Origin of the sequence: Streptomyces sp. IBSBF 2435 (assembly GCF_036815005.1) — a bacterium.
Taxonomy (GTDB): domain Bacteria; phylum Actinomycetota; class Actinomycetes; order Streptomycetales; family Streptomycetaceae; genus Actinacidiphila.
On sequence record NZ_JAJSYW010000147.1, the window covers coordinates 10193 to 22580 of the forward strand.

Consider the following 12388-nt stretch of genomic DNA (forward strand, 5'->3'; position numbering starts at 1 on the left):
CTTCGCGGGCGGCCTCGTACCTCGGCCGACCACTGCGGACGCTCGTGCGTCAGCCTGCTGGCTTGTGGGTCGGTCTTCCTGCTCGCGTCCTTCGCGGGCGGCCTCGTACCTCGGCCGACCACTGCGGACGCTCGTGCGTCAGCCCTCCTCGTACGTGTAGAACTTCCGGTGGTCCAAGACCGCCGACGGCTTCACCCTGAAGGGCGGCATCAGCTCGTCCGCGCTGATCACCCGGGCGTGTTGCCGGTCGTCCGCCGGCAGGGGCCTGCTCGGCAGGTAGGACGACTTCGGGTGCTGGCGCTGCCAGTGCACCCAGATCAGGTCGATGAAGGAGTGGTGCAGCCAGAAGACCGGGTCGTTCGGCGAGGCGGCGCCGACCATGTGGCCGCCGACCCATTGGTGCACCCGGTTGTGCAGATAGCCGCCCTTGGTCTCGCTGACCGTCCAGCCCTCGATCTTGTTGCGGAAGCCCTGCGTGGCCGGCGCGGAATTCCACGGCGCCGTGTCGTACGCGGCCAGCGCCAGCGCGCCGCGCAGCTCGGCCCTGGTGGGCAGTGCGATCGGGCGGTCGGGCCGGCCCATGTTGCGGGTCAGGTACTTCTCCCTGGTGACGCCGTAGTTGATCGGCCAGTTGCCCGTCCGGTGCGCGAAGGGACCGGTCATCACCTGCCCGTCGCTGCGCCGCCCGTTGCCGCCCATGAAGTCGTCCGCCCACAGCGCGGACGTCGTCTTGTTGTCGGTGGTCCAGTCCCAGTACGGGACGGTGACCCCGCGATCGACGGTCTGCAGCTCACGTTCGAAGACCAGCAGGAACTGCCGGTGCCAGGGGAAGAAGGTCGGCGACATGTGCGCCACCCGCAGCCCGCTCTCGCCGTCCGCGGCGAAGTATTCGGCGTGCAGCCGGACGTACTTGTCGTAGCGGCCCGAGCGCTTGAGCTCGATGACCGCCTTGACGAAGCGGGTGCGCTGGCTGCTGGTCAGATTCCGCTGATTGACGCGGGTGTACACGGGTGCGGCCCCGATCGGTGAGGGTGCTCGGATCAGTGGTGGTGCTCGGCGGTCATGGACAGCTCGGCGCGGCCGATGACGTCGACCGCGCCCTTGGCGGTGGCCAGCGGCGTCGTATAGGGCTGGTAGTGGTTGGCCACGCTGATCCAGCTGCCGTCCACCCGCCGCATGAGCTGCAACGGCTGCCCGTCGACCGTGATGGCCACGCCCTCCTCCCCCGGGACGGGGAAGCCCTGGATGCGGCGGCCCCGGTAGACCTCGTCGAAGAGCGCGGGAGCGGTAGCCGGTGCGAGCGGCGCCCGCGGTGACCCGTCGGCCCCGGCGCCGGCTGCGGAGCCGCCAGGGGCGCCGTCAGGGGGCTCCTGACCTGCCGTCAGCACCGGCCGCAGCGCCACCGCGGTTCCCGACACCGCGGCGGCGGCCGTCACGCCCGACGTGATCACCCGCCTGCGGGTCACCGCGGGGCGCGAAGACGTCCTGCGGCCTTTCTCCGTGGCATCGCTTTCGCCCATGACCGACTCCTCTCGTTCGGTTGTGACCGATCGGCTGCCGGGCAATCATGCAGCCGTAGGGGTGAGAAACTGCGGATTATCGGTGAGCGGTGACCGAAGATTCATCCGCCCGAGTGATGCCCACATCGGCTTTCTGTCGCTAATGGACGGCGGTATTGACGAAACGTCGGAGAGTCGCGTCAGACCGTAATCCGTCATATGTATGGCGTCTGACGCCGCGTATGGACCACTTCCGGGCGCGCGCTCAGTCCTCATACGTTATGACTGGCTGTGAGGAGGCACGCTCACCCCTTTGTGCCTGTGTGTGCACGCGTCCCCGCGTTCGCGTCCGACGAGCAAGGAGTGACCATGGCCCACCGACGGCGCTGGATGGCCGGAGCGGGTGTCGGAGCCGCCGCGGCCGCACTGCTGGTGACCGGTCCGACGACCAGCGCGCTCGGCTCCGCCTTCACGGGCGGCCGAGCCTCGTCCGGCGCGACGTCGGACCAGGCCGGCACCGTGAACCTCCCGTACATGGGCGCGTTCACCGACTCGGGGGCCGAAGGCGTCCAGCACATCGCCGACCTGGAGACCTGGCTCGGCGGTACGCCGATGCGGGTCGGCCACACCTATCTGCCCGGCGAGAGCTGGGACGGCATCGAGGGCGAGCAGGACCTGCTCCAGCCGTGGGCCGACTGGCGGCGGGCCGATCCGGGCCGGATGTTCGTGCTCAATGTGCCGATGCAGGAGCGCAACGAGGACCACCTCGGCGACAGCCGGGTGCGCTCGCTGATCCGGCAGGGTGCGAGCGGCGCCTTCGACGAGCACTTCACCCGGCTAGCGCAGCACCTGGTGGAACTGGGCGTGCCCGACACCATGATCGTGCTCGGCTGGGAGATGAACGGCACCACCTATTCCCACCGCTGCGGTCCCGACCCCGAGGACTGGAAGACGTACTGGAACCGCATCGTCGCCGCGATGCGGGCGGTGCCTGGCCAGGAGTTCCGCTTCGACTTCGCACCGAGCCGCGGTACGGACGACGTCCCGTGGACCGAGTGCTACCCCGGCGACGACACGGTCGACGTCATCGGCATGGACTCCTACGACCAGCCGTCGGAGGAGTCCTTCGACGAGCAGGTCAGCGAGCCGTACGGGCTCCAGGCGCAGGTCGATTTCGCGGCCGGGCACGGCAAGGAGATCTCCTACCCGGAGTGGGGCCTGTTCAGGAACGGCGACGACCCCGACTACGTCGCCCTGATGCTGCGCTGGATGACCGACCACCACGCGCTCTATGAGACCATCACCGACTACTGCCCGCACGGCGTGTGGCAGTGCGAGGACAACCCGCTGTCCTCCAAGGTCTTCCGCGCGATGCTCTACGACACCGATACGCAGCCCGAGCCGCAGCCCGAGCCCACGGATCCGGGGACGCCGGCCCCGACGGTGACGCCCGTGCCTACTGCGACGCCGACGCCCATTGCCACGCCGGCGTCCACAGAGACGCCGGACCCGATCACTGCCACGCCGACGACCGCGCCGACCGCCGTACCGACCGCGCCGGGGGCCGGGTCCGTACCGAAGCCGTCACCCGTGGTCGAGGGGTGCGTGCCGCTTGGGCTGAGCGAGGGGACGAAGAAGCAGTACCAGAGCGGCGAGGCGTGCGTCCGCCTCAAGCCGAAGGGGCAGCCGGCGCCGAAGAAGAGGACGTGAGCAATGGTCCCGCGTCATGTCCGGCGCGCCCGCAGGTCGTTCAGTCGGGCGCGCCAGGCCCGGAGCGCGGGCAGCCGGGCCGCGGCCGTACAGACCAGGCGGGTACGGGCGGCGGCCAGGGCGTGGCGGGCGTGCAGGACGGGCGCGAGCGGGCGGTTCGCCAGCAGAAGGCGCTGGTTTGCCAGGCGCTCGGGCCGCCAGTGGAATTTGTGCGGCTCCGCGCCCCGCAGCAGGGTCAGCACCGGCCGCCCGGCGCCCGCCGCGTGGCGTACTCCGTGCCGCATCAGCAGCGTCGTCACATCGACCTTCGTGGCGCGCAGGTCCGGGTGGGCGCCGTAGAGGTAGCCGCCGGCCAGGGCGGGTGACAGGACGGTCAGATTCGCCGCGACCACCGTGCCGCCGACGCTGAATTCGGTGAGCGCCGCCTCTCCCGCCGCCACCATGGCGGTCGCTGCCCGCGCCAGGTGCTCGGCGAAGCGCGGCCGTGCGTGCTCCGGTGTCACCCCGCGGCCCTGCCACTGCATATGGTGCAGCCGCAGCATGGTGGCCACCGCGTCCCGCACCTCGTGCGCGCCGACGTCGCGCTCCTCCACCCCTGCCGCGTCCAGCCTCCGCAGATCGGCCCGGATGCGCTGCCCGCGCGAACTCCCGACCCGCGCGATCAGCCCGTCCATCGGCAGCCCCGGCAGCTCCAGGCACACCGAGCCGGGCGCCCGCCGCTTCGGCCCGTGCCACGCGTCGTACAGCGCCATGGCCGCGCCCCCGGGCCGTACCTCCCGCAGGTCGACCACCGCACCCCGCGCGGCCCGCCGCAGCCCCGCGGCAAGGGCGGCGGCCACGTCGGCTGACGCCGTGTCGGCGGCCAGCAGGACGTCCGCGTAGTCGGTGATGCCGACGCCGAGCGGCAGCAGCACCGGCAGCGGGCGGTACGTGCGCAGCAGCGGGGCCGCGCCCACCAGGACGCCCTGGCGGTGCACCAGGACCACCCGGAGGCGGTCGCGGCGCGTGGCGTAGGACAGCCACCAGGAGTGCAGCCAGGCGTGGCTCTGGAAGGGCGTCGCCTGCGGGCAGCGCCGGTGCAGGTCTGTCCATTCGCCGGCGAGCGCGGCGAATTCCCGCGGGTCGCGGCACATGGTGACGGACAGGCCGGGGGCCAGGGCGGCGATCACACGGTTTCCCGGGCGGTGAGGGCGTGCGCCGGTGCCGGTACGGCCGCCGCGTCGTCCGCGTCCTCGCGCCGTAGCTCGGGCCGTACGAGCAGCGCGAGCGCGCCCAGCAGCCCGCCCGCGCTCGCGCCCACCGCCGCGGACAGGGCCGCGGACGGCGAGGCGGGGGAGGCGGGCGCGGACGCGGGCGAGAAGACGAGCAGCCGGACGCCGGTACTCGGCGCGCTGCGGTTGCCGGTCGCGGTGAGGGACTGGGCCACGGCGTTGGCGTAACGCGCCGCAGCGGACCCGCTCGACGCCGTACCGGTCACCGAGATCATCGGTGCGTCCGGCGACGTCTGCGCCTGTACGTGCCCGCGCAGGCTGTCGGCGGGCGTCCCGGCGGCGGCCTGCGCCCCCGCCAGCACCGCGGAGCCGGTCACCACCCGGCCGTACGCCTGCGCGAAGCCCAGCGCCGCCGGTGAGTCCGCCTGCTGCGGTACGACCATCACATAGCTGGTTGCGGCATATTGCGGTGCCGCTGCAAGGGCGTAGCCGAGGCCGCCGAGCAGTCCGACGCCGAGGCCCAACGGCAGCGGGATCCAGCGGGGTGCCTTCATGCGCGTGCTCATTTCTTCCGGGCGGACGCGAGGGCCGAGGCGTACAGGGCCATGACGCGGTCCGCGGTATGGGCGATGTGGTAGTGCTCGACGGCCGCCGCGACCGGCAGCCGTACGTGGCCCGCCCGGCGCTGCCGGCCGATCGCCGCGGCCAATTGCGCCAGGTCGCCGCCGATCCGGAGCGCGCCGGGCGCGTCCCGCGGCGGCAGGTCCTCGATCGCCGGACAGGCCGCGTACAGCACCGGCAGCCCGGCCGCCAGCGCCTCCACCACGGCCAGCCCGAAGGCCTCCTCGGGGCTCGGCGACACGAACAGGTCGGCTGCGGCCAGCACGGCGGGCACATCGGGTCCGCCGTCCGCGCCGCTCACCACCGCCACGCGGTCCGCCGTGCCGAGGCCCGCGGCAAGTCGCAGCAGGTTGCCGCGCTCCGGGCCCGTTCCCGTGAGCAGCAGACGCGTGCCGGGATTAGCGGCGGTCGCGCGGATGAGCAGGTCGAAGCGCTTTTCCGGCACAAGGCGGCCGACGCCGACGACGGCGTAGGCCGCGGGCGGCAGACCGAGGCGGTCGCGCGCCGTCGCGCGTACTGCGGCGTCGTAGCGGAAGCGCTCCGGGTCGATGCCGTTCGGCACCACCTGGATGCGGTCGTCCGCGACGCCCCAGGCGCGCAGCCGGTGCGCGACGGTCGCGGACACCGCGGCGGTGCCCGCGCCCATCCGCTCCGTCACGCGGTAGAGCGCCCGCGTGCCCGCGCTCAGCGGCCTGCCCTCGATCTGCGAGTCCCCGAGCGAATGCTCCGTCGCCACCACCGCCCGCACTCCCGCCAGGCGGGCGGCGACCCTGCCGTACACGCAGGCGCGGTAGAGGTGGGTGTGTACCAGGTCGAATCCCCCCGACCTGATCAGCGCCGCCAGCCGCGGCAATACGCTCAGGTCCCGGTTACCCGCCATGCCCAGGTGGGTGACCGCCGTGCCGTCCGACCTGATCCCGTCCGCGACGGGGCCGGGATTCGTCAGCGTCACGACGTGGCACGACGCCTTGTCGGGCGGCAGGTGCCGCAGCAGGAGCCGCAGTTGCTGTTCGGCTCCGCCGATGCCGAGGCCGGTGATGACGTGCACGATTTTCACCGGGCCTCACCGCTTGGGGGCTGCGGCGGTGCTGCCGCGCCGCCATGCGCCGCCCTGCGCGGCGCGGGGGCTTTTCCGGCCCGTGCCCGCTCGACGGTCCGTCGTGGCTGGTCGCGCAGTTCCCCGCGCCTCTCGGGGGCGATTGCGGTCTGTTTCCACGGGACGGTCCGTAGCGGTTGCGCGCGCAGTTCCCCGCGCCCCACGGGTGGGGGCTTTACCTGGTCACGTGGCGGTTTGGTGGGGCTGGGGGCGCCGCTCTTGGCGGCCCTCGCGAGGGTTTCGCCGTTGACATGGGTGTGGTCGAGCGGTGCGGGAGAGGGCGCCGTCCAGGGGCGCGGGGAACTGCGCGCGCAACCACGACGAACCGTTGGACGGCAGCGGGCAGCTGCCACCCCAGGGGTGTGGGGGACTGCGCGACCAGCCACGACGAACCGTCGGAAGGTCACCGGCCGGCACCCACCCCCACCGCGGCAGCGGCTACGCATAGAGCGCCCGCAACCTCCGCAAGGGCACGCGCCCCGCGGGAAAAGTGTGAAGCAGGCGCTTCACCCGCAGCCGCGCGGGCGAATCGCGGTCGCCGACATAGGTGCGGGGCATGGCGAAGGGCCCGGCGAGCGGCCCGGGCGCGACCCCGCAGGCGTAGCGGTAACCTGCCGCACGCACCGCGAGGACAGCGCGGGAGTCGACCGCACCGTACGGGTAGCAGAAGCCGTCCGGCGCCCGCCCGGTGACGTCGGTGAGCAGGGCCCGGCTGTCGGCGGCCTCGGCGGCGAGCCGACCCTCGTCGGCCGACGTGAGGTCGGTGTGGACGAGCCCGTGCGACCCCACCTCCATCCCGGCGGAGCCGACCGCACGGATGCCCTGGGCGGTGAGCAGCCGCTTGCTCGGCCCGTCCGCGTCCCACGCGTTGGTGCCGCCGAGCCGACCCGGCAGGACGAAGACGGTGGCGCGGTGGCCGTATTGGAGCAGCAATGGCACCGCGTTGGTGAGGAAGTCGGCGTACCCGTCGTCGAAGGTGAGCCCGACGAGCCCGCGTCCGCGGCCTTCCGCGCGGGCTCGCAGGAGTTCGTTGACGCCGACGCCGGTCAGCCCGTTCCGCCGCAGCCAGGCGAGTTGCGCGGCGAGCCGCCGCGGGCTGACGGTGACCAGGTACGGGTCGTCGCGGCAGTCTGCGACGGAGTGGTACATGAGCACCCAAGGCCAAGGCGCGGGTTCAGGCGGCATGAGGCAGGCTCCGTACGGGAGCGCCGACCGCGGCGGCCGCGGCGGCGAAGGCGAACGGGACGGTGAGGCAGCAGGCAGCCGCGACGAGCGCGGCGGGCCCGGGGAGCAGCCGGGCGGTGCACCACCCGGCACCGGTGGCCGCGACGCCGGCGAGCACGTACCGGGACACGGCCGCGACAAGGGCCGGCACGCGGACGGGGACGGCGCGGGTGGCCAGGCCGCGCAGCAGCAGTACGGCCGTGAGGCTGATGCCCGCGGCATTGCCGGCGGCGATGCCGTACGCACCCCATGCGGTGACGGCGGAGGCGTCCACCGCGACGGTGACGCCGAGGCCCGCGGCCATGGCGGCGACGGGGTACCAGGTGGGCCGGGCGGCCGAGAAGTACGGCCGGATGAGCGCCCCGACCAGGCTCTGGCCGAGCAGCCCGAGGGCGTAGACCCGCATGACGGAGGCGGTCGCGGCGGTGTCGGCGGCGTCGAAGGCGCCGCGCTGGAAGAGGGTGTGAACGATCTGCGGCGCGCAGGCGATCACATAGGCGGTGCCGAGCAGGACGACGAGGCACGCGAGGGTGAGGTCGCGCTCGACCCGCTGCCTGGCGCGTTCGCGGTCGCCCGCGGCGAGGGCGTGCGCGACGACGGGGAAGGTGACCGTGCAGACCATGAGCGACAGTGCCATCGGCAACTGCGCCACCTTCTGCGCGTAGTTGAGATGCGAGATCGCCCCGGCGGGCAGCCCGGCCGCGAAGAACCGCTCGACGAGCACCTGCGTCTGCCGCCCGACAGCGAACAGCACAACGGGCACGACCAGGCCGAGCCCCACCGAGACCCGCCCCGCCCCCGGCAGTGGGCGGGACGCAGGCGCGTCGTCGGCGGGGACGCGGACCATGGCGCCTCCATCCGCCATGGCGTCCGGCGGTGCGGGCACGGGCGGATCCCCGGCAGGAGAGCCGACCTCAGCGGTGGTGTCCGCCGCGTTGCTCTGCCGGGCGCAGGGCGGGGACGGCTCGCCTACGTAGACGCGGTCTGCAGCAGCCGGATCTACCACCGCTTCCGCCGCAGGTGAGGGCGCGGTCGGACTACTGCCGGGGACGTGGACCACGGCGACCCCGTCCGCCGGAGCCGGGCCTGCGCAAGGCGTCGGCCGACCACCGGCAGCACAGCCCGCGGTCCCGGAACCGCCCCTGCGGGCCGCAGGCAGGGCGCCAGGGGGCCGACCCGCGGGGCTCGGCCGGGGGGAGGTCACGAGGGCCGGACGGTCCGCGCCAGCGGAGGCCCGCGGGCGCAGTGCTCGGACGAAGGACGGCAGCTGGACCAGGACCATCAAGGCGCCGCCCACTGCCACTCCGGCCGCCGCGGCCTGGACGCCGAGACGGCCGTGCAGGGCGAGCAGCGTGGTGACGATGCCGACGTTGTAGGCGACGTAGACGGTCGCCGGGGGGAGGAAGCGGTGGTGGGCGCGGAGAGCTGCGCTGAGGTAGCCGGTCAGGCCGAAGGTGAAGACCGTGGCGGCGGTCAGCCGGGTGCAGGCGATGGCGAGGCGCGGGTCGGCGAGGCCCGGGGCGAGGAGGTGGACGACCAGGGGGGCCGCGGCAAGGAGGGCGGCGGTGGCCGCGGCGAGCAGGGCGGCGAGGCGCGGCAATGTGCCCCGGACCAGCGCGCCCGCGCCCCCCTTGGCCAGGGCCGCACTGAACGCCGGGACGAGCAGCAGCGCCATCGCGTCCTCGATGAGTACGGTCGCGGCCAGCTCCGGCACCGTCCAGGCGACGAGGAAGGCGTCGCTGCCCGCGCCCGCGCCGAAGAGCCGCGCGATGACCTGGTCGCGCACCAGTCCGAGCGCGGAGCCCGCGAGGCTCAGCCCCGCGGTCAGGGCGGCGGCCCGGGCCACGAAACCGCGCGGCGGTGCCGCATGCCGCGGCAGCGGCGGCAGGCGTACGAAATCGGTCACCGCGCGCCGCCGTCCTCCGTGTGCAGCGCCCACCACGCGGCCAGGCCGAGGAGCAGCGCGGTCAGTACGGTCGACGGGCCGCCGATGTCGGCGTAGAGGAAGTCGACGCACTGCCACAGCAGCAGCCCGACCGCCGCGATGCCGGGTCCCAGGCCCTGCCCGGTGGACGGCACCGCGCCACGCGGCGCGGTCGGACCGTCCGAGGACGGCCCGGTGCCTACCGCGCCGGGGGAGCCCCGCAGGACCGGCCTGCGGCGCTCCGCGCCGGCCCGCAGGCGGCGCAGGCCGAGCACGAGGAGGGCCGTCCAGCCGCCGGCCAGCAGGGTGCAGCCGAGCAGGCCCTGCTCGCTCAGCGCGAGCAGGTACATGTTGTGCGGGGAGAGCAGCGGCTCGCGCGTGAACGCCTGCCCGGCCCCCGCGGTGTCGCTCCCCGACGACAGTGCGAGGGCGGCGTGGCCGTCGCGTTCCGCGGGAAAGCGTTTGAGGCCGACGCCGGTGACGGGGTGTTCGCGCCACATGCCGACGGCGGCGGACCAGAGGGTGTAGCGGTCGGTGACGGAGGGGTCGGGGGAGTCGGTCACCTGGGTGATGCTGGCGGCGCGTTCGCCGATCATCTGGGACCCGACGCCGAGGCCGCCGACGATGACGACGGCGCTCGCGGCGAGTGCGGCCAGCACGCGCAGCGCCTGGCGGCGGCCCGCGAGCAGGATCATCGCGGTGCAGGCGACGGCGGTGGCGATCCACGTACCGCGGCTGAAGGACACCGCGAGCGGGACGACGAGCAGCGCGGCGCAGCCCATTGCCGCGGGCCGCAGCCAGCGTGGGTCACTTGCCGGCGGCGGCACGAGGGCGTAGCCGGCGGCGATCACCAGGCCGTACGCGACGACGGTTGCCATGCCCATCACGTCGGACGGGCCGAAGGTGCCGACCGCGCGGATGTCCTCGCCCATGTACGACGCGCCGGTCGCCGTCGCGTATTGCCACGTGCCGACCGCGCCCTGGACGAGGGCGAGCAGCACGATCGCGCCGGCGACGACGGTGAAGTCGCGGCGGTCCCGCAGCAGCAGGACCACGGCCGCGGGCACGGCCACGAAGACCTGCACATAGCGCAGGAATCCGGCCAGACCCGCGCCCGGGTCGAGGGAGGTCACGGCGGCCGCGGCGAAGCCGAGCGCGGGCGCGCCGAGCACGACGGCCGCGGCCGGGGTGAGCGGCCGGGAGCGCTCGCGAAGCAGCCGGACCGCGGCGGTCACCACGAGCACCGCGGAGGCCGCGTCGGCCGGGGTGACCTTGCCCGAGGCGCTGACGTCGCCGGTCGTGACGGGCGCGGCCAGCAGCAGGACGGTGGCCAGCGCCGGCAGCAGCGGGGCGTAGTGCCGCAGCCGGCGCAGGCGGAGGGTGAGCGGCGGGAGGGCCGCCGTCGCAAGGGCCATGGGCCGGTCAGCTCCCGCCGCAGCGGAACAGCGTGGCGGCGGTCCGCAGCAGGATCGATACGTCCTGCCACAGCGTCCAGCTGTCGATGTAGTGGTTGTCGAAGCGCGCCCGGTCGGCGATCGAGGTGTCGCCGCGCAGACCGTGCACCTGGGCGAGCCCGGTGATGCCGGCGGGCATCCGGTGCCGGTCGGCGTAGCCGGGCAGTGTCCGGCTGAACTGCGCGACGAAGTGCGGGCGTTCGGGGCGCGGGCCGACCAGGCTCATGTCGCCGCGCAGCACATTCCACAGCTGCGGCAGCTCGTCGAGCGAGGTGCGCCGCAGCAGGCGTCCCGCGCGGCTCATCCGCTGGTCGTGGGCGACGCTCCACCGCGTCGCCGACTCGTGCGCGTCGGCGGGGCGCAGCGTACGGAATTTCAGCAGCGTGAAGGTCCGCCCGTGCAGCCCGATCCGCTCCTGCCGGAAGAGCACCCCCGGGCCGTCCGCCAGCCGCACGGCGAGCGCGCACACGGCGAACACCGGCGCCAGGCACAGCAGGGCGGTGGCGGCCACAGCCGCGTCCAGGGCGCGCTTCACGCCGCGGGCAACGCGACCCGCGGTCGGCGGGTACGGATCGAGCCGGCGGCACGCGTGGCCCCACAGGTGGCCGGCCCCGTCGCCCTTGCCGCGCCCTTCCTCGCCGACCTGCCACAGCACGCAGCCCTGCGCGGCCAGCAGCCGCACGGTCGCGGCCGTCCGGGCGTCCAGCGTCGCGGGACCCGCGACGACGGCGTGCCGTACGGCGTTCTGGATCACCGCCCGGGTGACGTCGCCTGGCGACGGCAGAACGGGCAGCACCGGCGGCGGCATGTACTGCGGCGGTACGGGCCGGTCCCCGCGGGCGGGCGGTTCCGGGGGCGCGGGGCGCACGGGGGCCGGCGCCGCGAGGCCGACCGGGCGCATCCCGTACTCCGGGCGGGCGTGCAGGACCGCGGCGATCCAGGCCGCGGACGCCGCGTCGGCGCCGACGACGAGCGTCGAGGCGGGGCGCCTGCGGGCCATCCGGCGGCGCGACCGGTAGACCGCTGCCCGCAGCCCGCCCGCGACGGCCGCGGTCAGCGTCGCCGCGGCCGGCAGTTCCGCCCAGCCCGGCGCGCCCGGAGCGGCCACGACCGCGAGCACCACCCAGGCCAGGACCGTGCGCCAGGCCAGCCCGGGGAGTTCGGCGAAAGCTCCGGGAGCGAAGCCCGGCCGGTAGAGCCCTGCCCTGTGCTGCGTGACCAGCAGGCACCCGGCGACCACGCACCCGGCGAGCACCACGCGCGGCGCCGTGACCGCGGCTCCGACGACCGCTCCCGCGCAGTCCGCCGCCGCCAGCACTCCCCCGACCCGCTCCCGCACCGCCCGGCGCCGCGGCTGCCCTGCGCGGTGGTGAACCCGGGTGCCGTACGCGGGCGGGTCGCCGGCGGTGCCGGGCGCGTAAGCGCGAGGTCCGCTGTTCGCCGCCGCGTCCGTGCGGACCGCGGCCGTGGCGCCGGCCGGGCCGGGCCCGGACAGGCGCGGGCCGCCCGCCCGTTCGATGTCGGGGCGCGGCCGGTCGTGCGCCCGTGCGCCGTCCTGCCGGTTCGGTCCGTACGTCTGCGGTGCCGTCGCCCGTTCGGCGTCGGCGCCGGTCGGGTCGCAGGTGCGGGGGGCGGGGTCGGGCGTCACC

The 12388-nt window shown here is 74.6% G+C and carries 10 protein-coding genes; 1 reads left to right on the plus strand and 9 read right to left on the minus strand.

Annotated elements, in window-relative coordinates; translation table 11 throughout:
* Nucleotides 1–138 precede the first annotated feature (138 nt).
* Both V7E46_RS24560 and V7E46_RS24565 read right to left on the minus strand, forming a co-directional pair.
* On the minus strand, nucleotides 139–1008 hold the full coding sequence (locus V7E46_RS24560; protein WP_333770444.1) for a tyrosinase family protein: 870 nt from the start codon (nucleotides 1006–1008) through the stop codon (nucleotides 139–141).
* 32 nt (nucleotides 1009–1040) lie between these two features.
* The gene (locus tag V7E46_RS24565) at nucleotides 1041–1520 is read right to left on the minus strand and encodes a tyrosinase family oxidase copper chaperone (RefSeq protein ID WP_333770445.1); all 480 of its coding nucleotides are present in this window, start codon (nucleotides 1518–1520) and stop codon (nucleotides 1041–1043) included.
* A gap of 348 nt (nucleotides 1521–1868) precedes the next feature.
* Here V7E46_RS24565 and V7E46_RS24570 point away from each other — a divergent pair, with 348 nt between their 5' ends.
* Complete coding sequence (locus V7E46_RS24570) at nucleotides 1869–3209, plus strand: glycoside hydrolase family 26 protein (protein WP_333770446.1); 1341 nt, start codon at nucleotides 1869–1871, stop codon at nucleotides 3207–3209.
* A 14-nt stretch (nucleotides 3210–3223) separates the two neighbouring features.
* On the opposite strand, the gene V7E46_RS24575 is transcribed toward V7E46_RS24570, so the two are convergent.
* From V7E46_RS24575 to V7E46_RS24605, 7 genes are all read right to left on the minus strand, one after another.
* Entirely contained in the window at nucleotides 3224–4378 is a 1155-nt protein-coding gene (locus tag V7E46_RS24575; protein WP_333770447.1) for a GNAT family N-acetyltransferase, read from the minus strand.
* Entirely contained in the window at nucleotides 4375–4974 is a 600-nt protein-coding gene (locus V7E46_RS24580) for a lipopolysaccharide biosynthesis protein (RefSeq protein ID WP_333770448.1), read from the minus strand. Before V7E46_RS24580 ends, V7E46_RS24575 begins: the two co-directional genes overlap by 4 nt.
* Before the next feature lie 8 nt (nucleotides 4975–4982).
* Nucleotides 4983–6098: a glycosyltransferase gene (locus tag V7E46_RS24585; RefSeq protein ID WP_333770449.1), complete on the minus strand. Its 1116-nt coding sequence runs from the start codon at nucleotides 6096–6098 to the stop codon at nucleotides 4983–4985.
* Between the two features lie 477 nt (nucleotides 6099–6575).
* Complete coding sequence (locus V7E46_RS24590; protein WP_443054332.1) at nucleotides 6576–7286, minus strand: polysaccharide deacetylase family protein; 711 nt, start codon at nucleotides 7284–7286, stop codon at nucleotides 6576–6578.
* A 25-nt stretch (nucleotides 7287–7311) separates the two neighbouring features.
* Complete coding sequence (locus tag V7E46_RS24595) at nucleotides 7312–9267, minus strand: murein biosynthesis integral membrane protein MurJ (protein ID WP_333770451.1); 1956 nt, start codon at nucleotides 9265–9267, stop codon at nucleotides 7312–7314.
* Nucleotides 9264–10700 (minus strand): O-antigen ligase family protein, encoded by a 1437-nt coding sequence (locus V7E46_RS24600; RefSeq protein ID WP_333770452.1) that lies wholly within the window; start codon nucleotides 10698–10700, stop codon nucleotides 9264–9266. Before V7E46_RS24600 ends, V7E46_RS24595 begins: the two co-directional genes overlap by 4 nt.
* Before the next feature lie 7 nt (nucleotides 10701–10707).
* Nucleotides 10708–12388 (minus strand): sugar transferase (locus V7E46_RS24605; protein WP_333770453.1); only part of this gene is annotated, 1681 nt, incomplete at its 5' end.